22 protein-coding genes, 1 tRNA gene and 1 pseudogene are annotated in these 21575 nt (G+C 62.7%); 10 read left to right on the top strand and 14 right to left on the bottom strand.

Annotation, left to right across the window (positions count from 1 at the left end):
- Positions 1–18: 18 nt before the first annotated feature.
- Positions 19–363: a gamma-glutamylcyclotransferase family protein gene (locus tag ACK6AU_RS23110; protein WP_185700383.1), complete on the top strand. Its 345-nt coding sequence runs from the start codon at positions 19–21 to the stop codon at positions 361–363.
- Positions 364–365: 2 nt separating this feature from the next.
- On the opposite strand, the gene ACK6AU_RS23105 is transcribed toward ACK6AU_RS23110, so the two are convergent.
- The 8 genes from ACK6AU_RS23105 to ggt form a co-directional block, all read right to left on the bottom strand.
- The gene (locus tag ACK6AU_RS23105; protein ID WP_185700382.1) at positions 366–947 is read right to left on the bottom strand and encodes a hypothetical protein; all 582 of its coding nucleotides are present in this window, start codon (positions 945–947) and stop codon (positions 366–368) included.
- A gap of 79 nt (positions 948–1026) precedes the next feature.
- Positions 1027–1752, bottom strand: coding sequence for a polyphenol oxidase family protein (locus ACK6AU_RS23100; RefSeq protein WP_409301606.1), 726 nt, complete (start codon positions 1750–1752; stop codon positions 1027–1029).
- A gap of 121 nt (positions 1753–1873) precedes the next feature.
- Positions 1874–2686, bottom strand: coding sequence for a MerR family transcriptional regulator (locus ACK6AU_RS23095; protein WP_409301604.1), 813 nt, complete (start codon positions 2684–2686; stop codon positions 1874–1876).
- 78 nt (positions 2687–2764) lie between these two features.
- Positions 2765–3136, bottom strand: coding sequence for a type II toxin-antitoxin system HigA family antitoxin (locus ACK6AU_RS23090; protein ID WP_409301602.1), 372 nt, complete (start codon positions 3134–3136; stop codon positions 2765–2767).
- Between the two features lie 5 nt (positions 3137–3141).
- Positions 3142–3444, bottom strand: coding sequence for a type II toxin-antitoxin system HigB family toxin (locus ACK6AU_RS23085; protein ID WP_185700378.1), 303 nt, complete (start codon positions 3442–3444; stop codon positions 3142–3144).
- Between the two features lie 77 nt (positions 3445–3521).
- Entirely contained in the window at positions 3522–3845 is a 324-nt protein-coding gene (locus ACK6AU_RS23080) for a DUF3077 domain-containing protein (RefSeq protein ID WP_260498042.1), read from the bottom strand.
- Positions 3757–4257, bottom strand: coding sequence for a GNAT family N-acetyltransferase (locus ACK6AU_RS23075; protein ID WP_185700377.1), 501 nt, complete (start codon positions 4255–4257; stop codon positions 3757–3759). The genes ACK6AU_RS23080 and ACK6AU_RS23075 overlap by 89 nt, the downstream gene beginning before the upstream one ends.
- A 140-nt stretch (positions 4258–4397) precedes the next feature.
- On the bottom strand, positions 4398–6233 hold the full coding sequence (ggt, locus tag ACK6AU_RS23070) for a gamma-glutamyltransferase (protein ID WP_409301599.1): 1836 nt from the start codon (positions 6231–6233) through the stop codon (positions 4398–4400).
- A 189-nt stretch (positions 6234–6422) separates the two neighbouring features.
- Here ggt and ACK6AU_RS23065 point away from each other — a divergent pair, with 189 nt between their 5' ends.
- Positions 6423–7415, top strand: coding sequence for a cytochrome-c peroxidase (locus ACK6AU_RS23065; protein WP_409301597.1), 993 nt, complete (start codon positions 6423–6425; stop codon positions 7413–7415).
- Positions 7416–7480: 65 nt separating this feature from the next.
- On the opposite strand, the gene rimJ is transcribed toward ACK6AU_RS23065, so the two are convergent.
- The 3 genes from rimJ to ACK6AU_RS23050 form a co-directional block, all read right to left on the bottom strand.
- Positions 7481–8047, bottom strand: coding sequence for a ribosomal protein S5-alanine N-acetyltransferase (gene rimJ / locus ACK6AU_RS23060; RefSeq protein ID WP_409301595.1), 567 nt, complete (start codon positions 8045–8047; stop codon positions 7481–7483).
- Positions 8048–8241: 194 nt separating this feature from the next.
- A complete protein-coding gene (locus ACK6AU_RS23055) occupies positions 8242–9624 on the bottom strand; it encodes an amino acid permease (protein ID WP_409301593.1) in 1383 nt (460 codons plus the stop codon).
- Positions 9625–9854: 230 nt separating this feature from the next.
- Positions 9855–10760, bottom strand: a complete 906-nt coding sequence (locus tag ACK6AU_RS23050; protein ID WP_409301591.1) for a LysR family transcriptional regulator — start codon at positions 10758–10760, stop codon at positions 9855–9857.
- Between the two features lie 105 nt (positions 10761–10865).
- Between ACK6AU_RS23050 and epsC the strand changes: the two genes are divergently transcribed.
- The 5 genes from epsC to ACK6AU_RS23025 are packed head-to-tail and all read left to right on the top strand — an operon-like array spanning position 10866 to position 16133.
- The gene (gene epsC, locus ACK6AU_RS23045) at positions 10866–11627 is read left to right on the top strand and encodes a serine O-acetyltransferase EpsC (RefSeq protein ID WP_409301589.1); all 762 of its coding nucleotides are present in this window, start codon (positions 10866–10868) and stop codon (positions 11625–11627) included.
- A 23-nt stretch (positions 11628–11650) separates the two neighbouring features.
- A complete protein-coding gene (locus ACK6AU_RS23040; protein ID WP_409301587.1) occupies positions 11651–12541 on the top strand; it encodes a VOC family protein in 891 nt (296 codons plus the stop codon).
- A 14-nt stretch (positions 12542–12555) separates the two neighbouring features.
- Positions 12556–13446 carry an NAD(P)-dependent oxidoreductase gene (locus ACK6AU_RS23035; RefSeq protein WP_409301585.1) on the top strand — a complete coding sequence of 297 codons (891 nt, stop codon included), beginning with the start codon at positions 12556–12558 and terminating at the stop codon, positions 13444–13446.
- A gap of 3 nt (positions 13447–13449) precedes the next feature.
- Positions 13450–14967: an aldehyde dehydrogenase family protein gene (locus ACK6AU_RS23030; RefSeq protein ID WP_409301583.1), complete on the top strand. Its 1518-nt coding sequence runs from the start codon at positions 13450–13452 to the stop codon at positions 14965–14967.
- A gap of 5 nt (positions 14968–14972) precedes the next feature.
- Positions 14973–16133: a M20 aminoacylase family protein gene (locus tag ACK6AU_RS23025; RefSeq protein ID WP_409301581.1), complete on the top strand. Its 1161-nt coding sequence runs from the start codon at positions 14973–14975 to the stop codon at positions 16131–16133.
- Between the two features lie 69 nt (positions 16134–16202).
- Here the strand turns inward: ACK6AU_RS23025 and ACK6AU_RS23020 are convergent, their stop codons facing one another.
- Both ACK6AU_RS23020 and ACK6AU_RS23015 read right to left on the bottom strand, forming a co-directional pair.
- Complete coding sequence (locus tag ACK6AU_RS23020) at positions 16203–17051, bottom strand: 5'-nucleotidase, lipoprotein e(P4) family (RefSeq protein ID WP_409301579.1); 849 nt, start codon at positions 17049–17051, stop codon at positions 16203–16205.
- A 181-nt stretch (positions 17052–17232) separates the two neighbouring features.
- A tRNA-Met gene (locus ACK6AU_RS23015) sits at positions 17233–17309 on the bottom strand.
- Positions 17310–17564: 255 nt separating this feature from the next.
- Between ACK6AU_RS23015 and ACK6AU_RS23010 the strand changes: the two genes are divergently transcribed.
- Entirely contained in the window at positions 17565–18782 is a 1218-nt protein-coding gene (locus tag ACK6AU_RS23010; RefSeq protein WP_409301577.1) for an MFS transporter, read from the top strand.
- Positions 18783–18836: 54 nt separating this feature from the next.
- On the opposite strand, the gene ACK6AU_RS23005 is transcribed toward ACK6AU_RS23010, so the two are convergent.
- Entirely contained in the window at positions 18837–19730 is an 894-nt protein-coding gene (locus ACK6AU_RS23005; RefSeq protein WP_185700371.1) for a helix-turn-helix domain-containing protein, read from the bottom strand.
- Between the two features lie 191 nt (positions 19731–19921).
- Between ACK6AU_RS23005 and pobA the strand changes: the two genes are divergently transcribed.
- Entirely contained in the window at positions 19922–21109 is a 1188-nt protein-coding gene (gene pobA / locus ACK6AU_RS23000; RefSeq protein WP_409301574.1) for a 4-hydroxybenzoate 3-monooxygenase, read from the top strand.
- A 167-nt stretch (positions 21110–21276) separates the two neighbouring features.
- Positions 21277–21575 (top strand): annotated as a pseudogene (locus ACK6AU_RS22995) (TonB-dependent receptor); the annotation flags it as partial.

Here is a 21575-nt window from a genome sequence, read left to right as displayed (position 1 = left end):
TTGATCGGGACACTACGGATGAGTCCAGCATCGGTTTATCTTTTTTCCTACGGCACCCTGCAGGACAAGGCCGTGCAACTGGCCAACTTCGGCCGCGAACTGGAGGGTCGCCATGACGCCATGCTCGGTTACGACCAGCACTGGGTGGAAATCACCGACCCGCAAGTGCTGGCCAGTAGCGGCAAGACCCATCACCCGATCCTGCGTCCGGGGACAGCGGACAGCGCACCGATCCCCGGCATGGTGTTTCGCATCACTGCCGAGGAACTGGCGGCCGCCGACCGCTATGAAGTCTCGGACTACAAGCGAGTCAGCGTGACCCTGTCTTCCGGCATCCAGGCCTGGGTCTACGTCAGCGCCTGAGTTCAGCGGGCCATGACCACCATCCCCAGGCAGACCACCACCAGCAGCGCCGTCCCGAGCACCATGAACAGGTAGTTGATCGGTGTGAAGCGGGCGTTGCTCTGGCCATGCAGGTCGCCAGCCGCAGCGTTCAAGCCGCGCTGGCCCAGCCAGGTGATCCAGGCCAGCACGGGCAGCATCAGCAGGTTGGCGATATCCACCTGCGGAAAACCGACGTTGTTGCGCGCCAGGCTGTCCAGGACGTTGCGGACAATCGATGCCACCACGAACAACGTTGCCAGTTCACCCGGTTCCCACTTGAAAGCCAGGCCATTGTGCTTGAGCCGGGCATCGGCCTCGCGGTACAGCGCGTGGGTGAAGAAGATGGCAAAGATCGCCCGGGCCACCGGCCACAACTCCTCGCCGCTCTCCTGCTTGAACTGCTTCCAGTTCTTGTAGGCCCAATACACTCGGTAGAGACCGAAGGTGAGGATGAACAGGGTGAGGAACTTGCCCCGGGATACCACGTAGAACGGCGGCTGCTTCGCCTCCGGCAGGGTGGTGGCCAGGTCCGCCTGGGGCGGGGCGTAGAGATTGTCAGACACGGGCACTCCTTGGGTTGGGCCTGAAAAAGGCGGCCACGTTACCCCAGCTCGCAGGACAAGCCCATCTCGATGTTGGTGCTCAGCGCGTGGCCGTGCGGCCGATCCAGGAATACTGGAAGGTCTTTTCCTCACCCCGGTGGCCTCGGCGCCGGTAGCTGGCCAGGCTCGGCGTGGAGCAATAAGTGCAGAACGGGCTGATCTCGATCTGCTCGTCCGCCACGCCGGCGGCATGCAGCAAATGCACAGCGTAGCGGCTCAGGTCGAACCACAGGGAGCCGTGCTGGCTGGCCGAAGGTGGAGTGATCTGCGATGGCAGCAGCGGTGCCGGCTGTTCATGGCTCCAGGGGGGCTGGCTGGCAGGCCAGGGGCGCTGCGGGTCCGCCGAGAACGGGGCGACGAAGTCGGCGCTGACCTCGTAGCAGCAAGGCTTGATCGAGGGGCCGATGGCGACCCGCACCTGGTGTGCTTCAACCCCCTTGGCTGCCAGGTGTTGCAGCACATTGGCGATGATCCCGCCGTGCAGGCCCTTCCAGCCGCCATGCACCGCCGCAACCCAGGAGCCGTCATTGCTGCTGATCAGGATCGGCAGGCAGTCGGCGGTGACCACGGCGATTGGCCGGTTGGAGCGGGTCAGCACCGCGTCGCCACGGATGATCCCGCTGGGCAACGTCGTGCTGGCCTCGATGACATCGCCGCTGTGCACCTGGGAGCAGAAGAACAGGCTGGCCGGTAATGTCGCGCCGATGGTGGAGAACTCATGGCGGATACCTGTGATCTGCTTCAACACGTTTGCCTGGAAACTCATCGGTCCTGCGCTCGGTTACCTCGGGGAATGGGGCAGAGCATAGCGGTATCCGATGCATTTTTGCTGACCGGCAAGCCGTGGGGCGAAGGGGGTGACCAGCGGTCGCCCCGATGCCAGGGCCTCAGGCGCCGAGCGGGATATACAACTCCACCACGCTGTCGGGGTGCATCGGCCCCAGGAAGCGTTCACCGCTGTACTCGAACTCCACCGCGTCCACAGGCAGCAGCCCGGCGGCGGGCAGCCATTCGCTGTAGGCGGCGCGGAAGGTTTCCGGCAGGGTTTGCACGGTGCCGTGGTGCTCTACCCGGGCGTAGTGGCCGGCGGGGATTTGCAATTCCATCATGCCCGGCACCAGGGGCGCGTCGGCGGCCACCGGCAGGCCGGCTATGTAGCGCCATTGATTGTCGTCCAGGGGCTGGCAGATGCCATAGGTGCCCGTTGGCTCGGCCAGGCGCTGGATCTCCTGCTCGCGGGGTTCGAAGCGTTGCCACAACTCGGGGATGGAGCCCGCGTCGCCCTGCTGCCAGGCCATGCCGATGATCCGTTGCGCGCGGAGAAAGACCCGTTCCGGCACCTGGGCCTTGGGCAACTGGCGTGGGGGTTGGGCCAGGTAGCGTTGCAGGTGGCCCAGCACCTTCTGGCCGCGAGCGATCTCGCTTTCCAATTGCCGCGCCTGCTCTTGCAGCGCCTGCTCCATGGCCAGTGGGCTGTCCAGGCCGCCCTGGTCGGCCAGGCTACGGATGTCCTCCAGGGACATGCCCAACTGGCGCAGCCAGACGATCCGGCCGAGGGTGGCGATCTGCTGCGGGCTGTAGTAGCGATAGCCGTTGTCGCGCCCGGTGAGCATGGGGGCGAACAGGCCGATGCTGTCGTAGTGGCGCAGGGTCTTGGTGGTGAGGCCGTGGCAGCGGGCCATTTGTCCGATGGTGAGCATGGAGCGTCCTGGGTGGTGTTGGGCTTGCCAGCATCTTGGGCCTTGACCTAAGGGCAAGCTCAAGCCCGGCCGTGGTGCTCAGGATGACTTTATGGGCTTGATCAGGCTCTGGGCGGGGATGCCGAACAATTGGTGCAGTTTCCAGATCATGGGCAAGGTGAGCGCGCGCTTGCCGTTGAGCACTTCATAGACGCGGTTGGTACGGCCGATGGCGGGAACCAGGTCGGCGGCGGACAGCCCGGATTGTTCCATGCGGAACTTGATCGCCTCGATCGGGTTGGGTAGGTCGATGGGGAACTGCCTGGCTTCGTACGCTTCGATCAGGGTGATCATCACGTCGAGGTAATCGCCTTCAGGGGTTCCCGGTTTTGGTTCGTTGTCGAACAGCGGCGAGACGCTTTTCAGCGCTGCGCGATAGTCCCGGTCGGTGTGGATGGGGCGGATGTTCATGCGGGTTACTCCCTGTCTACGCTGTCAGCGTCGATGGCAGCGTACTGTCGGCGTGTACCTACGAACTCGATGTAGAGCGCGCCGAAACGATAGGCCACGGCAACGATCAGTCGATACTCGTTGCCCTTGATGTTGAAGACCACCCTGCGGCTTTTGAGAATGCTGGCGTTGCGATATTGGTCCTTGATCTGCGCAGGGTTGGACCACTGCGCATTCCTTGCTTCATCGAGCCAGGCCAGCAGGGGTTGTTCTGCGTCCGGGTAGCGTTCCCAGAAGGTCTTCAACTGGCTGACTGCAATAATTCTCATGGCGCGATCCTAGTCCCGTCCTGGGACTTGAACAAGTCGCTGAGTGCGTCAGGTGATGTACGGGCAAATCGTTGGATCTACCCGTACAGGCCGCCGGCTTGAGTGACGATCAGGTCATGCAGAGAGCGTGGCGTGCACGTCGTCCATCGGTGCCTTGCCCATCTCCGCCAGGAAAGTGTGCCGCCCAAGCATAGCGCCATGGCCGCCTCCAGGGCGTCGCTGATCCCTACATCGGCCTTCACGCGAAACAGCGGATGCAGGTGTTCGCCGCACAGGGACAAGCGGATTTCACCTAGGGTGGTCAGGGCGTGGTTACGCGAAGGGTTGCAGGGGCTTGGCCATTTCGCTGGTGGCGGCCCAGCCCAGGCCCTGGTAGAGGGGTTGGCCGGAGCGAGTGGCATGCAGGATGGCGAAACCCAGGCCGCGTTGCTGGAACTCGGCGTCCGCCAGTTGCATCAGCGCCGTGGCCAGGCCCCGGCGGCGGTGGCTGGGCTCGACGTAGACATTGAGCACGTAGCCGCGTTGATCCTGGGTCGGGTGAGCCGGGTGGGGCGGCCAGTCGATGTTCATCAGGCCGATGCTGGCCACGGGCTGCTCGGCTTCCAGCAGCACGAAACCGTAGTAACGACCGTCTACCAGGCGTTGATGCAGCCAGGGACGAAAGTGTTCGGTCATGACCTGCAAGGTGGCAGGCGGGTGGCCGGCGTCGAGGAACATCGCCTGGCGGTGGGCGCACACCAGTTCCAGGTCCTGGAGGCCCAGGCGATGCACACTCAGGCCTGGGATGGTGATATCGGCGGGGATCGGCTGCATCGTCTGTTCCTCAGTTGGCAAGCGCTGATGCTAGGGCAGAACTTCCTGCCCGATCAGATACAGAGCGCTGCAAAAAACAGCATACAGGTCCACAAAAAAGGCCAGCCTCACGGCCAGCCCTCGGGCGCAGCGCAGAACCTTCAGTCCCCCAGCGCCTCGCCTTCACGCCGTGGGTCGGCGCCACCGGCCCAGGACGCCTTGCCCTTCGCATCGCGCACGCGAACGATGGCCTGGGTGCCGCTGGTCATGTCGATTTCATTCACCTGGTGACCCTGGGCCTGCAACGCCTGTTTCAGCGCCGGGCTGAACTGGCCCTGCTCCAGCTCGGTGGGGCCGTTGCGGCTGCCGAAGTTGGGCAGGCCGACGGCGGCTTGCGGGTCGAGGTTCCAGTCGAGCATGCCGATCACCGACTTGGCCACGTACTCGATGATCTGCGAGCCGCCGGGAGAGCCGACGCTGGCCAGCAGCTCGCCGCTGGCGCGATCGAAGACCAGGGTCGGCGCCATGGACGAACGCGGGCGCTTGCCCGGCTGCACGCGGTTGGCCACCGGCTGGCCGTTCTCCTCGGGAATGAAGGAGAAATCGGTCAGCTGGTTGTTGAGCATGAAGCCCTGGACCATCAGGTGCGAGCCGAACGCCGCTTCCACCGTGGTGGTCATGGACACCGCGCCGCCCTGGTCATCCACCGCCACGACCTGGGAAGTGGAGATGCGCATCGGCGAACGGTCCGGCGCATAGGCCACCTGGATGCCCCGCGGTTTGCCGGGCTCGGCCTGGCCCATGCTGCGCTCGCCGATCAGGGCGGCACGACTGGCCAGGTAGTCCGGGGCGATCAGGCCGGCCACCGGCACCGGCACGAAGTCGCTGTCGGCCACGTACAGGCCGCGGTCGGCATAGGCCAGGCGCTCGGCCTCGGCGATCAGGTGGACCGCCTGTGGCGCCGGTTCCAGGCCCGCCGGCTGTTGGGTTTTCTGCGGCTTGAGGTTGGCCAGGGCGTAGCGTGGATCACGCTGCTCCAGGGCTTGCAGGGTGCCGAGGATCTGCGCCACCGCCACGCCTCCGGAGGAGGGCGGCGGCATGCCGCAGACCTGCCAGCGCTTGTAGTCGCTGCACAGTGGCGCGCGTTCCTTGGCGCGGTAGTTCTGCAGGTCGGTGAGCGACAGGCTGCCGGGGTTGGCGTGGCCCTGGACCTTGGCCACGATCTGGGCGGCGATCGGCCCCTTGTACAGCGCGTCCGGGCCTTCCTGGGCGATGCGCTTGAGCACCGCGGCCAGCTGCGGGTTCTTCAGCAGGGTGCCGACGGCCTTGGGCGTGCCGTCGGCATTGAGAAAGTAGGCGGCCATCTCCGGCGAGCGCGGCAGGGCGCTGTCGCTGCTGATCATGGTGTGCAGCCGTGGCGAGATGGCGAAGCCTTGCTCGGCCAGGCGGATCGCCGGTTCGAACAGTTGCGCCCAGGGCAGGCGACCGTGTTGCTTGTGGGCCATCTCCAGGGCACGCAAGACCCCGGGAGTGCCCACCGAGCGTCCGCCGATCTGCGCCTGGGGGAAGGGCATGGGCTTGCCGTCGGCCTGCAGGAACAGCTTCTCGGTGGCGCCCGCCGGGGCGGTTTCGCGGCCGTCATAGGTGCGCACGGCCTTGCCATCCCAAAGCACGATCATCGCCCCGCCGCCGATCCCCGAGGATTGTGGTTCCACCAGGGTCAGTACGGCCTGCATGGCGATCGCCGCATCGATGGCCGATCCCCCTTTGCGCAGCATTTCGCGCCCGGCCTCGGCAGCCAGCGGGTTGGCGGCAGCGGCCATGTGCTTGGTGGCGTGCCGGGTCTGCATGTCGGTGCGGTAGCCCGAGGCGACTTCCGGGGCGGGCGGCAGGGCGCTGGATGCCGGCGGGTTGTGGCAGGCGGCAAGGCCCAGGGCGGCGGCGACCAGGCCGATGCCGGCCAGCTGGCGATAGCGGGAGGGGAGGGTCGAGAACACGTGTTGAGCTCCGTTCGCAGGGGAATCGAGGTGTCGTCCGTGGGGGCAATGTACAGCAGCAGGAAGCGTCGTTGGGCTTTACCGGCCGGCTGGGCGCTTCAACCTGCACCGATTGACCTGAATCAGGGCACCTGGCAGCCGTTGGGCACATGGTTGGTGGCAAACCATAAAGCCTGATGAGAGGACGCCATGTACACGAGTAAGTGGTTGCTTGTTTTCGGATTGCTGTGGGGGAGCCAGGCGTGGGGAGCGCCGCCCAGCGAACCGATCCAGCCGGTGCAGCCGGCGAAGATCACGGATGTCGACAAGGTGGAGCTGGGCAAGCAATTGTTCTTCGATCCACGCTTGTCCAAGTCCGGGTTCATTTCCTGCAACTCCTGCCACAACCTGAGCATGGGTGGCAGCGACAACCTGCCGACCTCCATCGGCCACAACTGGCACCAGGGGCCGATCAATTCGCCCACGGTGCTCAACTCGGGCCTGAGCATCGCCCAGTTCTGGGACGGCCGCGCCGCCACGCTCCAGGAGCAGGCCGGCGGCCCCATCGCCAACCCGGGAGAGATGGGCTTCACCCACGACCTGGCGGTGGATGTGCTGCGCTCCATCCCGCAATACCGGGCCTCGTTCAAGCGGGTCTACGGTGACGATGGCATCAAGTTCGATGACGTGACCAACGCCATAGCGGCCTTCGAAGACACCCTGGTGACCCCCAACGCGCCCTTCGACCGCTGGCTGCAGGGCGACCAGGCGGCCATCAGCCCCACCGCGCTCAAGGGCTACCAGTTGTTCAAGTCCATCGGCTGCGTGGCTTGCCACAACGGCGAGGCGGTGGGCGGCAGCTCGTTCCAGAAGATGGGCATGATCGAGCCCTACGTGACCAAGAACCCGGCCCAGGGCGTCGCCGGGCTGACCGGCAAGGACGCCGACCGGATGCGTTTCAAGGTCCCGACCCTGCGCAACGTGGCGCTGACCTATCCCTACTTCCACGACGGCGCCTACTGGAGCCTGGACGAGGCGGTGGACGTCATGGCCCGCTTGCAGTTGGGACGCAAGCTGGACACCTCGCAGGTCGGCCAGATCGTCGCATTCCTGGAGACCCTGACCGGTGACCAGCCGGACTTCAAGCTGCCAATGCTGCCGCCATCCTCGGCGCAGACCCCGCGTCCGCAACCGTTCAACTGACCCTGAGAAAACCGCAGCTCGCTGCGGTTTTTTTTGCGTTGCGGTGCTGTTGATGGATGGCCGACTTACATCGGTCGAGGGTTGATCAACGCGGTCAGCACATGGTCGGCCCATTCACCGTTGATCTTCAGGTAGGCGCGGGCCCGGCCTTCTTGTTCGAAGCCCAGGCGCGCAAGCAGTTGGGCGCTGCGCAGGTTCTCGGGGCGGTGGTTGGCCATGATCCGATGCAGTTGCAGTTCATCGAAGGCATGGCCAATGGCCGCTTGCAGGGCTTCGTGCATCAGGCCTCGGCCCTGGGCGTGTCGAGCCAGGGCAAAACCCAGGTGGCAGGCCTGGAACGCACCTCGCACGATGTTGGTGAAGTTGCAGGCCCCCAGTACGTGCTGCTCGTCGCGATCGAACAGCAACCAGTGCCGGGCCTCTTGCGTGGCGACTTTGCCTGCCATGTCCCCTAGCCGCTGGGCCACCGCCGCAAGCTGGAAGTACTCCTCGTCGCGCAGCGGCTCCCAGGGCGCGAGGTGCTCGCGGTTATCCAGGAGGTAACGCTGCAGGGCCGGGGCTTGGTCTTGATCTGCGCTGCGCAGGACCAGGCGTTGGGTATGCAGGGGTGAAGGTATCTGCTTTCTATGCATCGCCAGTACTGGTTTTGGGGAGGGCGGAGAGCCGACGTTTTTATCCCAGCGTGTGGGGCTATTCAATATGCAAGAAGAGACGGGCGTGACATGACGGGATATTTTTATTCGGCGACAGAAGCGGCTTGCCGCTAGGCAAGCCGTTATCTGCTGCTTTGAGCTGGTTGGTCAACAATCTGGGCATTGGATGGCGGTCATTGCACCGACTGGCTCAACAGAACGGCTTTCTTGCGGTAGACCGTCCAATACACCGCTGCCAGGTAGAAGAGCCACAGCGCACCGGCGATCACACCAAGGCGAGTGTCTTCCACGTAAGCCATGATCCCCAGTACCAGCAGCATGAAGGTCAATGCGGCGTAGCTGGTCAATGGCCAGCCGGGCATGGGGAAGCCGCCGGCAGCGAGCTGTTCCTGACTGACTGCGCGGCGAAAGCGGATCTGCGCCAGCAGGATCAGGATCCAGGTGGTGATGTTGCCAGTGGCGGCCACCGCCGTGAGCCAGATGAATACCTTGGCCGGTGCCAGGTAATTGAGCAGTACGCCGATGAACATGATCAGCAGGCTGAGCATGAGTGCACGGCGGGGCACGCCCTGGGGCGTGGTTTTGCCGAAGAAGCGCGGCGCCTGGTGCTGGTCGGTAAGATTTAGCAGCATGCGCCCGGTGCTGTAGATGCCGCCGTTGCAGGATGATAACGCTGCGGTGATCACCACGAAATTGATCAGCCCCGCTGCGGACTTGATGCCCAGGGCCTCGAAGGTGCTGACGAAGGGGCTTCCCTGGCCATCGGCGTTCCAGGGGTAGATGGACAGGATCACGAAGATCGCACCCACGTAGAACAGCAGGATCCGCCAAGGTACCGAACGGATAGCTTGGGGAATGGTGACTCGTGGGTTTTTCGCCTCGCCGGCAGTGAGGCCGATGATTTCGATGCCACCGTAGGCGAAGGTGACCATCTGGAAGGCCATCAGCACCCCCAGTACGCCGTTGGGCATGAAGCCGCCATGGGCCCACAGGTTGGAGATACCGATCGGCTGGCCGCCATGGCCCAGGCCGCACAGGATCATTCCCAGCCCGGCGATGATCAGGCCGACGATGGTGGTCACCTTGATCAGTGAGAACCAGAATTCGAATTCGCCGAAGGTCTTCACCGACAGCAGGTTGATCGCCACCATCAGCAGCAGCGAGGACATGGCCCAGATCCAGGGCGCGACTTCGGGAAACCATAGCCCCATGTAGATGGCGACGGCGGTGACTTCCGCCAGGCAGGTCACGATCCACAAGAACCAGTAGTTCCAGCCGCTGATGAAGCCGGCCATCGGCCCCAGGTAGTCGTGGGCGTAGCGGCTGAACGAACCAGCTACCGGGTTATGGACGCACATTTCACCCAATGCGCGCATCACGACGTAGATGAACAGGCCGGCGATCAGGTACGCCAGCATGACTGCCGGCCCCGCCAACTTGATCGCCGCCGAGGAGCCCAGGAACAAGCCGACACCGATGCAGGTGCCTAGCCCGATCAAGCGGATATGTCGTTCCTTGAGGTCTCGATGCAGACCTGTTTTCGCTGAATCAGTCATGTGCAACCCCTGTTATTGGACTTGTTTTCAGGTTGTCCGGGAATCCACTGCGGGGCATTCGACAGGTTGTTATGGTCTGGTGTGGGCCTGTCGAACCTCATGCCCGGCGAATCGTTGCTGGTTCCGGAGACGTTCGGGCGCAGTATGGGAGGGGAAGAAAAAGTGGATCAATATCAGTAATTTCATTTTTCGTTGCTTTTTTAGCAACATGTCGCTGTCAAACCTATGAGTCATTCCTTGAAGGCACTCATGTCCTGCAACAGCATGCTCAACAGACGATTGGCACCGACGCTGAGCTGACGTCCGAGCCGGGTGATCAATTGCGCTTCCGGATTGCTGAATACTTCTCCGTGCAAGGGCAGGGCCACCAACTCGGCCTTGCGCAGTTCATCCTCCACGACGAAGGACGGCAGTAAAGTGACGCCACCTTGCATGGCGAAGCGCTTGAGCATGGCGATGTTGTTACAGGTCAGGGTGGGCGCCAGGCTGATCCCAAGTTGGTGCTCGGCCAGGCTCAGGATCTGCCGGATACCGAACGAGACGCCGGGCAAGGCCAGGCGATGACGGTCCAGGCCGCGCAAGGTTACCGGGCCCTTCTCGCCGGCCAGCGGATGGTCCTGGGCCACTACCACCCGCAGCGGCTGCCGACGGCGTACATGGGGGCGAATCTTCGGGTCGGCTGCCGGGTTGAAGACCAAGCCGATATGGGATTCGTCCTCCACCACCTGGCGAATCACTTCGTTGCCGCCGCATACATGCACTTGCAGGTCGATCTTGGGATAGAGCGTGGAAAAGCGCGTCAGCGAAGCGCTGAGTCCGTCGATGAATCCTTCGCCCACCGATAGCACCACCGAACCGCTCTGCAAGCCGCGCAGGGCCTGGAGAGAGTCGAGCAGAACTTCCTGCTGGGCCAGGCGCTGGCGGCAGTAATCCAGTACCCGTTCACCGGCTTCCGTGGGCTTCACACCGCGCCGATGCCGTTCCATCAATGGAGCACTGAGTTCCTGTTCCAGCTGGGCAATGTGCCGGCTCACCGCTGAAGGCGCGACGTCCAGGGCATCGGCGGCAGCTCGTACGCTGCCCAGACGCACGGCTTCGAAGAAATAGAGAATGCGGCGGTCTTGTATCAGGCTCATAGGTTTCCTGTGTTGCATTTATCGCAACGAAATTAAGAATTTTTGAATATTGCTGCCAGTTTTACGAGGTGTCCATACTCGGCCCAACCGGAACAGGAGCAGGCAATGAATTCTCTTTGGCAGCGGTTATGTGAGCAGGCTCGTCAGTTAGGCGAGCGCAACCCGACCATCCGTGGCTACATCGAGCAGCGTGTGCACTCGCACTCATCATTCGAAGAAGCCTTGGCTTCCAACCTCGCCCACGGCCTGTTGCATCAAGGCGGTCCCGGGCTGGAACAATGGTTCGCGTCGTTGATCCGTGCAGTACCGGCCATTGCCGAGGGTGCCGCTGCCGATATTGAACACACGGTGCGGGTCAATCCTGCATGCCCGGATCAGCTCACGGCGTTCCTGAGCTTTCGGGGTATCCAGGCCGTCCAGGCCTACCGTATCGCCCATGCCTTGTGGAGCGCAGGTGATGAGCAAAGCGCAGTGCTGCTACAGAACTGGGCGGCCAATGCCTGGAGTATCGACATCCACCCGGCTGCGCGGCTGGGGCAGTCATTGTTCGTGGACCACGGTATCGGCCTGGTCATTGGCCAGACCGCAGTGGTCGAGGACCATGTCGGCTTGTGGCACGGAGTGACCCTGGGCAGCACCCTCAACGAACAGGGTGAGCGCCATCCGAAGATCCGCCGTGGCGCATTGATCTGCGCCGGGGCCAGCGTGCTGGGCAATATCGAGGTGGGCGCCGGGGCCATCGTCGCCGCCAATTCCGTGGTGTTGCAGGCCGTGGCTCCGGGCACCGTGGTTGCGGGCTCGCCTGCCCGCCAAGTGGGGTTGGCGCCCTCGGCCCTAGCGACCCTGACCACAAAAAACAACGACTAACCGCTAGCAGAGGAGAGCCCAACATGGCAGCTGTCGATCAATATCCCCTAGGCATCGATCATCCGCTGGTTACGGTCCGCGATCATGCAGGGGCATTGGAGCAGTATCGCAAGATGGGCTTCGTGCCTTCGCCGGTCAGCTACCACCCCTGGGGTAGCGTCACCTCGCTGGTGATGTTTCCCGGCAATTTCATCGAGCTGATCGGGATCGATGATCCTGCCAAGTTCGGCACCCATTCGGTCAATGGCTTTTGCTTCGGCCGGCAGTTGGGGCAGTTCCTGGATCGTGGCGAGGAGGGTATATCGCTGGTGGCCTTGCACAGCAAGAACGCCGATGACGACCATGCTCGATTGGTGGTGGCCGGCCTGCCTAGCCAGGGACGCATCGATTTTCGGCGCAGCATGACCTTGCCCGATGGTCGCGACGATGAGGCTGTGGTGTCCCTGGCGCTGTTCATCGACCCACAGTTACCCGACGCTTCGAATTTCATTTGCCACCAGCATCGTCCCGAGCTGATCTGGGTCAAGGACTGGCAGCGGCATCCTAACGGGGTCGAGGGCATCCTGGCCGTCACCTACCTAGCCGAGCCGGAGGTGCTGCTGGCGCGCTGGAAAGCCTTGTATGGCGATGCAGTGCGCTACAACGGCGCGGTGTTGGAGGCCGATACCCGCTGCGGGATCTTGCGGGCGATGGATAGCGCTACAGCCATCCAGGCATATCCCGGCATCGCTCTACCCAAGGTGGTCCAGGAGCGCCCTCATGCCATCGCCCTGCGAGTGGGCACCCGCAGCCTCGACGATGTGCGCTCGATCCTGGGGCGCAATGGGGTTGCCCATGTCGATCTGCCGGAGCGGGTGGTGGTCCAGCCACAGGCGGCGGGCAACGTCATTCTCGAATTCGTCCAAACCCTTTAAGCGAGATACAGCATATGTCCTCGAAAGTGGGAGTGATCGGCCTGGGCCATATGGGGAGCGGCATGGCCGCGACCCTGGCCGGCAAAGGTTTCGATGTCAGTGGTTTCGACCTTTCCCCGGTCGCGCTCGAGCAGGCGTCTGGCCGAGGCGTCAAGCCGGTGGCCGGGCTCGATCAACTGATCAAGCAGTCCGATGTGCTGATCTTGTCTCTTCCCAAGGCAGAGCACGTTGAGGCGGTGTGCCTGGGTCCGGGCGGTATCTTGGAGTGCGGTGGTGAAGGGCTGGTGGTCATCGACACCACCACATCGACACCTGAGGCCAGCCGCAACGTCGCCCGGATTCTCGGCACCCTGGGTATTGCCTTTATCGACGCGCCAGTCTCGGGAGGCCCCAAGGGAGCCGCGACGGGCACCCTGGTCATGGTGATCGGTGCCGAGGACGATGACTTGGCCCGGGCCATGCCGGTACTCGAAGGCATCAGTGAAGTACGGGTGCATGTGGGCAAGTCGGGGGCCGGCAACATTGCCAAGATCGCCAACAATCTGTTGTGCGCCGCCCACCTGATCACCACTGCCGAAGCCGTAGCCATGGCCGCCAGCGCCGGGGTCGCGGCTGGGAAACTTCTGGAAGGCATCAATGCCGGTTCCGGACGTAGCGCTGCCTCACAGGCGATGTTTCCCAACTGGGTGCTGAGCAAGGCCTACGACTCGGGTTTCAGCATCGGCTTGATGCGTAAGGATGTCGGTCTGGCCACTGCCCTGATGGACAGGCTGGATCTCGATTTACCGCTGTCGCGCAGCGTGGCGCAGTTATGGCAGGCCAGCAGCGAGACCTTGGCTGACCAGGAGGATTTTTGCGCCATCGTGCAGCGCACCGATGCCCAATTCTATGGCCGTGGGGAATGATCGATGAGTGTCCAGCAGCTAGTGGAACTGATGCGCCCGTATTGGGGCGATCGCAGTGTGGTGGCCAGTTATGTGGGGGGCGAGTTCGTCGAGGGACAGGGTGTACCGGTGGAGGTACGCAATGCCCATGACGCCAGCCCGTTGCTGAGTTTTCCTGACGCCGACGCGAGCCTGGTGGGCCTGTTGGACCAGGCGGCCAGGCAAGCCCGGTCCCACTGGTGGGCCTTGACCGCTCAGGCCCGTGGGCAGACTCTCCACCGGGTGGGTGCATTGGTGCGTGAGCAGGCCGAACAACTGGCACAGATTGAGTCGATCAGCGCCAGCAAGCCGATTCGCGATGCCCGGGTGGAAGTGGCGAAGGTCGCCGAGATGTTCGAGTACTACGCCGGTTGGGCGGACAAGCTACATGGCGAAGTGATCCCGGTGCCCACCTCGCATCTGAACTATGTAACCCATGAGCCTTTGGGCACGGTGCTGCAGATTACCCCATGGAACGCTCCGATCTTCACTGCCGGTTGGCAGATCGCCCCAGCCATCACCGCCGGTAACGCGGTCATCCTCAAGCCATCGGAGCTCACGGTGCCCAGCTCGTTGGCGCTGGCGGTGTTGATCGAGCGGGCCGGAGCTCCCAAGGGCCTGGTCAATGTGGTGGCTGGATATGGACACAGCATCGGCCAGGAGATCATCGCCAGAGCGGATATCCGCAAGGTGGTGTTCGTCGGCTCGCCTGCCACGGGCAGGCATGTGGCCGTGGCAGCGGCCCAGCGCTGCATCCCGGCGGTGCTGGAACTGGGTGGCAAGTCGGCCAATATTGTTTTTGCCGATGCCGATCTGGAAGTGGCCTTGCGTGGCGCCCAGGCGGCGATCTTCTCAGGAGCTGGACAGAGTTGCGTATCCGGTTCGCGTCTTTTGGTGCAGGCCTCTATCTACGACAAGTTCACCGCGGCCCTGGCCGAGGCAGCGAAGCAGTTCAAGGTCGGTGATCCGGCAGATCCACAAACTCAGGTCGGCCCGATCAATAACGCCAGGCAGTACGTCCATGTACAGAACATGCTCGAAGGTGCGCTCAAGGAGGGGGCCAGGGTGCTGGGAGGCGATACTGAGTCGGTCCCCGGCAAGGGCGGCTACTATGTCAATCCCACGGTGCTGGCAGGGGCCAACCACTTGCATTGCGCTCAGGAGGAAATCTTCGGCCCGGTGGTGGTGGCCATTGCTTTTGAAGATGAGGATGAGGCGATTCGCATCGCCAACGACAGTCGTTTCGGACTGGCGGGGGCGATCTGGACCCGGGATGTCGGTCGGGCCCATCGAGTGGCCCGGCAGGTGCGGGCCGGTACTTTCTGGATCAATGGCTACAAGACCATCCACGTCAGCTCGCCTTTCGGGGGGTATGGCGATAGCGGTTACGGTCGCTCCTCGGGGCTCGAGGCATTGCGCGAGTACAGCGAAGTGAAAAGCGTCTGGGTGGAAACCGCTGCCAAGCCCGCCGCCAGTTTTGGCTATGGCGCGAGCCTGGAGTGAGGCCCATGACGATCGCGCCATCCTTGATCGAGCGGGCCACGCTGTGGCGCCGGGCCCTGCATGCCGCTCCCGAACTTGGCTTCCAGGAAGTACGTACGGCGGACAAGGTCGCCGGGCTGTTGCAGGAGTTCGGTATCGATGTCCATCGGGGCCTGGGCGGCACCGGGGTAGTAGGCATCTTGCGCAATGGCCAGGGTCCGAGCATCGGCATTCGCGCGGACATGGATGCGTTGCCGATCCAGGAGCTTGGCACTCCGGCCCATCGATCGGCGCATCCCGGTTGCATGCATGCCTGTGGCCATGATGGCCATACTGCCATCTTACTCGCGGCCGCCTTCCAGCTAGCTCGGACCCGACGATTCAACGGTACTGTGCATTTTGTCTTCCAACCTGCGGAGGAGGGATTGGGGGGAGCCAGGCGAATGATCGACGATGGCCTGTTCCAGCTCTTCCCAATGGAGGCGATCTACGGTCTGCACAACTGGCCGGGACTGCCTGCCGGCACTGTGGCAATCAACCCGGGACCGATGATGGCCTCCATGGATACCTTCGAGATCCGCCTGGTTGGCCAGGGTTGCCATGCGGCGATGCCCGAGCGCGGTGCCGATCCCATCCTGGCGGGTGCTGAGCTGGTGGTGGCCTTGCAGAGCATCCCGGCCCGGCGGCTGTCGCCGCTGGACTCGGCAGTGATCAGCGTCACTCAGTTCAACGCTGGCGAGGCGATCAATGTCATTGCCAGCACCGCCCAACTCAAGGGGACGGTGCGCTGTTTGCAGCCGTCGGTACGTGAACGCGTCCAGACCCTGATCCGCGACTTCGTCGAGCAACTGCCGAGTGTGTTCGGTGTAGGTGGAGAGCTTCGCTATGAGCGCGGTTATCCAGTGACCGAAAACCATCCGGAGCATGCACACCTGATGCGTCAGGCGGCTATTGCGGCGCTGGGGGAGCAGCAAGTTGTCTGGGGCTGTCGGCCATCGATGGCTTCCGAGGATTTTGCCTACCTGCTCGATGCCTGCCCCGGTGCCTACCTATGGTTGGGAGTGGACGGCGAAGCGCCTTCGCAGGTGCTGCATAACCCTTATTACGATTTCAACGACCAGGTCATAGAGCCGGGTGTTGCCTTGTGGGTTGCCCTGGTGGAGCGCTCTTTGCCCATGACCGATTGAAAGGTCGGTGGTTGGGGCGAGGGAAGCACCATGGCCCGGGCGAGCCATGGTGTAGGTCGTTCGGCGAGACTAAGGCTGGGCGGTCTTTTCCTGCCAGGCGTTCGCGGCGGCCGCGGCCTTGAAGCGCGCCCGGTTCTCCGCGCTGGCCGGTGGTTCGGAATCGCCGAAGATTGCCTTCAGCCAATGGCCGTCGGTGGGGTTGGGGAAGAGGATGAACTTGCGCCCGAACTGCTCGCGGTCTTCGTTCATCAGCTGGCTGCGCTGCTGGACGTCGGCCACGTAGTACTTGCGTTTGAAGTCGTTGAGGTTATCGCCGAGCATCACCACCACGTTGTGGTCCTTGGCGATCTCCTGCTGGCGCGGTTCCTTGTTGGAGCTGTCGCGATATACCGTCAGGTGCTGCTCGTCGGCGAACGGCAGCTGGTTGTGGCGCAGGTTGGCCAGGGCGTATTCGTAGGTCTTCTCGCCCTGGTCGCGGCTGGTGACGTAGAACACTTCGACGCCCTTGGACTGGGCGTACTTGAGGAAGTCCACGGCCCCCGGGGTGGCGACCGGGCCGTTGTCGGCAACCCACTGGTCCCAGGCGGCGGCGTCGAAGAATTCCTTGTCCGAGTTGATCAGGTAGCCCCAGTAGCTGTTGCTGCTGAGCACGGTGTCGTCGATATCGCTGATGATCGCCAGCGGGCGGTCGCCGGCCTTGCGTTGTTGCAGGGCCTGGTCCAGTTGCATCCTGGCCACGTTGAAGCCCTGGTAGTACAGCGCCTGGAACTCGGCGGCGGTCTGTCGCCAGGCCACGGCGGCGGTCAGCAGGTTGGAAGATGGCGCGCTGGCCTGGTCGGCGAAGGCCGGGGCACAGGTCATGGCCAGAAGCGAGAACAGCCAGTGGGCGAGGGAAGTCCCTGTGGTTTTTATTGTCATGGTCGAGCCCTAGAAGTGAGGATTGCGCAGCTCTCACGAACACTGCCCGGGTGTTCTATCCCAGGCAGCACCGGCGCTCAATGCGGGTGTCGCGATTGTGGATCAATGAGGCGTAATCCCGGGTACTTTTTCGCGGACATAAAAAAACGGCCTACCTTGCGGTAAGCCGTTTTTCGGTACTTGGTGGCTACACAGGGACTTGAACCCCGGACCCCAGCATTATGAATGCTATGCTCTAACCAACTGAGCTATGTAGCCAAGTGGCGCGCATTATTCGCTCAGAACGAACATGCGTCAAGCGTTTTTTTAAAAAAAATATCCACGCTATCAACCGCTTATCAAAATCTCCGCTTTGCTGCTATCGCCCAGTCGCAACTGGCGGCTCGAGATGCAGCGATGCATTGCGAGCGAAACAGGTCGTTAGCAAGCTAAGGGGATGGCCTGAGTGCCGGCAAAAGTGGCACATTGACGCACCTGCCCCTGTGCATCCACCCGTTGTACGGAAACAATCCTATGGCTATCAGCAATGCCCAGCCTGTCGCAACGACGGCTTCTCCCGCTTCCCAAGGCAGCCCGCTGGTCCTGCGCATCATTGGCGCGGTGGCCCTGGCGCACCTGATCAACGACCTGATCCAGGCGGTGATGCCGGCGATCTACCCGATGCTCAAGGCCAACTATGGCCTGACGTTTACCCAGGTCGGCCTGATCACCCTGACCTTCCAGCTCACGGCATCGTTGCTGCAGCCCTGGGTGGGCTACTACACCGACCGTCGGCCCCAGCCGTTCCTGTTACCGGCGGGAATGATCTGCACCCTGGTCGGCATCCTGATGATGTCCCAGGTGGGCAGCTTCGGCTTGATCCTGCTGGCTTCGGGGTTGATCGGCATCGGCTCCTCGACCTTCCACCCGGAGGCTTCCCGAGTGGCGCGGCTGGCGTCTGGCGGTCGCTATGGCCTGGCGCAATCGAGCTTCCAGGTGGGCGGCAATGCTGGCACCGCGTTCGGCCCACTGCTGGCAGCGGCGATCATCATTCCCTATGGCCAGGGCAACGTGGCCTGGTTCGGCCTGTTCGCGCTCTTCGCCCTGGTGGTGCTGTATGCCATCAGTCGCTGGTACGCCAACCACTTGCGCCTGTACCAGCTCAAGCAGGGCCAGGCCGCGGTCCACGGGCTGTCCAGGGAACGAGTGATCAGCGCGTTGGTGGTACTGGGGCTGCTGGTGTTCTCCAAGTATTTCTACATGGCCAGCTTCACCAGCTACTTCACCTTCTACCTGATCGAGAAGTTCGAACTGTCGGTGGCTAGCTCGCAGTTGCACTTGTTCCTGTTCCTGGGAGCGGTGGCGGCGGGGACCTTCTTTGGCGGTCCCATCGGCGACAAGATCGGGCGCAAGGCGGTGATCTGGTTCTCGATCCTCGGAGTGGCGCCGTTCACCCTGTTGCTGCCCCATGTCGACCTGTTCTGGACCAGCGTACTGAGCGTGGTGATCGGCTTCATCCTGGCCTCGGCGTTCTCGGCCATCGTGGTCTACGCCCAGGAACTGGTACCAGGCAAGGTGGGCATGATCGCCGGGATATTCTTCGGCCTGATGTTCGGTTTTGGCGGGATCGGCGCCGCACTGCTGGGGCACCTGGCGGACCTGCACGGTATCGAGCATGTGTATTTCCTGTGCTCGTTCCTGCCGCTGTTCGGTGTATTGGCGATCTTCCTGCCCAGGACGCGCAAGGCCTGAGGCCAAAGGCTGTCGAACACGCGCGGGCCATGCCCGGGCGTTGTGTTTGCGCGCCTAGCGATGGTCCTGGCGTTGGCGGCTGCAATCTTGCCGGAAGGCGTTGGGCGACTGGCCGCCAAGACGCTTGAAGAACCGCGAGAAGTAGGTGGGATCGCTGAAACCCAGCTGATCCGCTAGCTGGCTGATACCGATGTTGCTGTACACCAGGCTGCGCTTGGCCTCCAGCATCAGGCGCTGGTGGATGATCTGTAGCGCGGTCTGTCCGGCCAGTTCCCGGCACAGGGTGTTGAGGTGCACGCTGGACAGGCCGATGCGATGGGCCAGGGATTCCACCGTCGGGTGTTCCCGATAGTGCTGTTCCACCAGTTTGATGAATTGCCCCAGCCATTGCTGGCGGCGTTCGCTGCGGTTGCTGGGGGCGACGTTTTGCTGGCCACGGCGGGCGATCCAGATCATCAATACGTTGACCAGCGAATGCAGCAGCAGGTCTCGGGCCGAGGCGCTGCCTTCATATTCGTGCTGCAGGTGTTTGAACAGCGTGTCGAGGCTGCGTCGCTCGCGCCCGACCGGGTAGCAGCCGGAGCTGGCCAGCACTGTCGACGGTGCGCCCAGTTGCGTTTCCAGGTGGGCGACCAGCGGCACCGCCAGGGTCAGCACATAACCCTGGATATCGGCGGAAAACCTGAAGCCATGGACCACCAGTGGCGGTATCACCTGGATCGCGGCTTCTCGCACTTCCCGCTGTTGTCCTTCGATTTCCAGCCAGGCCTGGCCTCGTTGCAGATACAGCAACTGGTAGAGGTCTGCGTGGCGATGGGGCTTGATCTCCCAGTGGTGCAGGCTGCTGCGTTCGGGGATGGATTCGCAGTGCAGCAGGTCCGGGGTCGGCCAGGCCTGGTTCTCGCCGTAGAGCTTGAAGACCGGGATGCTGGAGAGACTGGCTTTCATGGCTGGGCTACCTTCGAGACGGATCGACAACATGCTCGATAATCGAACGCAGTTTGTAAAAGTGCATTAAATAATGGGTTTATCATCATTTTTTGCAGATTTCATCGGCAAAAATGCAGGTTGAGAACAAAAACCATAAATTCCGCGCCAGGCCCCATGGCGCACTGGGAATGCCCTGCGAGACGACGACAATGAAGACTCAGGTTGCGATTATCGGTGCCGGCCCGTCCGGTTTGCTGTTGGGCCAATTGCTGCACCAGGCTGGCATCGATACGGTGATTCTCGAACGCCAGACCCCGGAATACGTATTGGGACGCATCCGTGCCGGGGTGCTGGAACAAGGCACGGTGGACCTGTTGCGCGAAGCCGGTGTGGCCCGGCGCATGGAAGCCGACGGGCTGGTCCACGAAGGCGTGGAGCTGCTGCTGGGCGCTCGACGGGTGCGCATCGACCTCAAGGCGTTGACCGCTGGCAAGACCGTGATGGTCTATGGCCAGACCGAAGTCACCCGCGACCTGATGCAAGCCCGAGCAGCCTGCGGTGCCGTGACGCTCTATTCGGTAAGCCAGGTGCAACTGCATGATCTGCGAGGCGAGCGGCCTTACATCACTTGTGAGCAGGGCGGTGGGTCATTGCGGATCGACTGTGACTACATCGCCGGGTGCGACGGCTTCCATGGCGTGGCCCGGCAAAGCATTCCCCAGGAATCACTCACACACTATGCGCGTGAGTATCCCTTTGGCTGGTTGGGGCTGCTGGCCGATACTCCGCCGGTCAACCCTGAGCTGGTCTATGCACAGCACGACCGGGGTTTCGTGCTGTGTAGTCAGCGTTCCCTGACCCGCAGTCGTTACTACCTGCAAGTGCCATTGGGCGACAAGCTCGAGGATTGGTCTGACCGGCGTTTCTGGGAGGAACTCAAGGTGCGCTTGCCTGCTGACCTGGCTCAGCGCCTGGTGACCGGCCCAGCGCTGGAAAAGAGCATTGCGCCCTTGCGCAGCTATGTGGTGGAGCCGATGCAGCATGGCAAGTTGTTCCTGGTGGGAGATGCAGCCCATATCGTCCCGCCCACCGGGGCCAAGGGCCTGAACCTGGCGGCGTCCGATGTGCACTACCTATACCGGATCCTGCTCAAGGTCTATCGACAAGGGCGCTTGGAGCTGCTGTCCAGATATTCGGAACTGGCCCTGCGCCGGGTCTGGAAAGGAGAACGGTTCAGCTGGTTCATGACCCATTTGCTGCACGATTTTGGCGAGCACCAGGACGCCTGGGCCCACAAGATGCAACAGGCCGACCGTGAGTATTTCCTCCATTCCCCTGCGGGCCAGTTGAGCATCGCCGAGAACTACGTGGGGCTGCCCTACGAGGAGGTGGACTGAACAATGACACCGCGCGACACGCGCGTAGGAGCTCGATTCAGACGCGGCTGAATATGTCAGTTCTGTAACTTTTTAATGTCTAAATGATAATCATTAGTATTACACTTCGATCCCTCTCTCCCTTAGCGCACCGTTAAGGTGCATTGGTTCGACAAGGATTGCGTGTAATGAAACTCAGCTCCTGCGTGTTCAACTCCCTTCTATTGAGTGCTGGCGTTGGCCTGCTTGGCCCGTTGGCACAAGCTGGCGAAGCCGGTGAAGCGTCCAAGCCGACACCGTTGGAATTGGATACCGCCTTCGTCACGGCCAGTGGCGGTGCCACTGATCTCAAGGAAGCACCCGCCGGCGTGAGCCTCATCACACATGTGGAAAACGAACAGCAGCCGGTCTCTCAACTCAATAACCTCCTAGGCCCGGGGGCGGGCGCTGCGGGGGGCGGGCGGTTGGTGGGGGAGAAGGCGCAGAG

Source organism: Pseudomonas sp. KCJK8993, from assembly GCF_046230915.1.
GTDB classification, from domain to species: domain Bacteria; phylum Pseudomonadota; class Gammaproteobacteria; order Pseudomonadales; family Pseudomonadaceae; genus Aquipseudomonas; species Aquipseudomonas piscis.
This window is presented reverse-complemented; position numbering and strand designations above follow the sequence as displayed.

Excerpts from the sequence above, each read along its gene's own strand:
- ACK6AU_RS23050 (WP_409301591.1), bottom strand. The coding sequence starts at position 10,760 with ATGAGCCTGATACAAGACCGCCGCATTCTCTATTTCTTCGAAGCCGTG.
- ACK6AU_RS23075 (WP_185700377.1), bottom strand. The coding sequence starts at position 4,257 with ATGCAGCCGATCCCCGCCGATATCACCATCCCAGGCCTGAGTGTGCAT.
- ACK6AU_RS23065 (WP_409301597.1), top strand. The coding sequence starts at position 6,423 with ATGTACACGAGTAAGTGGTTGCTTGTTTTCGGATTGCTGTGGGGGAGC.
- ACK6AU_RS23025 (WP_409301581.1), top strand. The coding sequence starts at position 14,973 with ATGACGATCGCGCCATCCTTGATCGAGCGGGCCACGCTGTGGCGCCGG.
- ACK6AU_RS23090 (WP_409301602.1), bottom strand. The coding sequence starts at position 3,136 with ATGAACATCCGCCCCATCCACACCGACCGGGACTATCGCGCAGCGCTG.
- ACK6AU_RS23110 (WP_185700383.1), top strand. The coding sequence starts at position 19 with ATGAGTCCAGCATCGGTTTATCTTTTTTCCTACGGCACCCTGCAGGAC.
- pobA (WP_409301574.1), top strand. The coding sequence starts at position 19,922 with ATGAAGACTCAGGTTGCGATTATCGGTGCCGGCCCGTCCGGTTTGCTG.
- ACK6AU_RS23040 (WP_409301587.1), top strand. The coding sequence starts at position 11,651 with ATGGCAGCTGTCGATCAATATCCCCTAGGCATCGATCATCCGCTGGTT.
- ACK6AU_RS23005 (WP_185700371.1), bottom strand. The coding sequence starts at position 19,730 with ATGAAAGCCAGTCTCTCCAGCATCCCGGTCTTCAAGCTCTACGGCGAG.
- ACK6AU_RS23035 (WP_409301585.1), top strand. The coding sequence starts at position 12,556 with ATGTCCTCGAAAGTGGGAGTGATCGGCCTGGGCCATATGGGGAGCGGC.
- ACK6AU_RS23100 (WP_409301606.1), bottom strand. The coding sequence starts at position 1,752 with ATGAGTTTCCAGGCAAACGTGTTGAAGCAGATCACAGGTATCCGCCAT.
- ACK6AU_RS23080 (WP_260498042.1), bottom strand. The coding sequence starts at position 3,845 with ATGCCACTCGCTCCGGCCAACCCCTCTACCAGGGCCTGGGCTGGGCCG.
- ACK6AU_RS23010 (WP_409301577.1), top strand. The coding sequence starts at position 17,565 with ATGGCTATCAGCAATGCCCAGCCTGTCGCAACGACGGCTTCTCCCGCT.
- ACK6AU_RS23020 (WP_409301579.1), bottom strand. The coding sequence starts at position 17,051 with ATGACAATAAAAACCACAGGGACTTCCCTCGCCCACTGGCTGTTCTCG.
- rimJ (WP_409301595.1), bottom strand. The coding sequence starts at position 8,047 with ATGCATAGAAAGCAGATACCTTCACCCCTGCATACCCAACGCCTGGTC.
- ACK6AU_RS23055 (WP_409301593.1), bottom strand. The coding sequence starts at position 9,624 with ATGACTGATTCAGCGAAAACAGGTCTGCATCGAGACCTCAAGGAACGA.
- ACK6AU_RS23030 (WP_409301583.1), top strand. The coding sequence starts at position 13,450 with ATGAGTGTCCAGCAGCTAGTGGAACTGATGCGCCCGTATTGGGGCGAT.
- ACK6AU_RS23095 (WP_409301604.1), bottom strand. The coding sequence starts at position 2,686 with ATGCTCACCATCGGACAAATGGCCCGCTGCCACGGCCTCACCACCAAG.
- ACK6AU_RS23085 (WP_185700378.1), bottom strand. The coding sequence starts at position 3,444 with ATGAGAATTATTGCAGTCAGCCAGTTGAAGACCTTCTGGGAACGCTAC.
- epsC (WP_409301589.1), top strand. The coding sequence starts at position 10,866 with ATGAATTCTCTTTGGCAGCGGTTATGTGAGCAGGCTCGTCAGTTAGGC.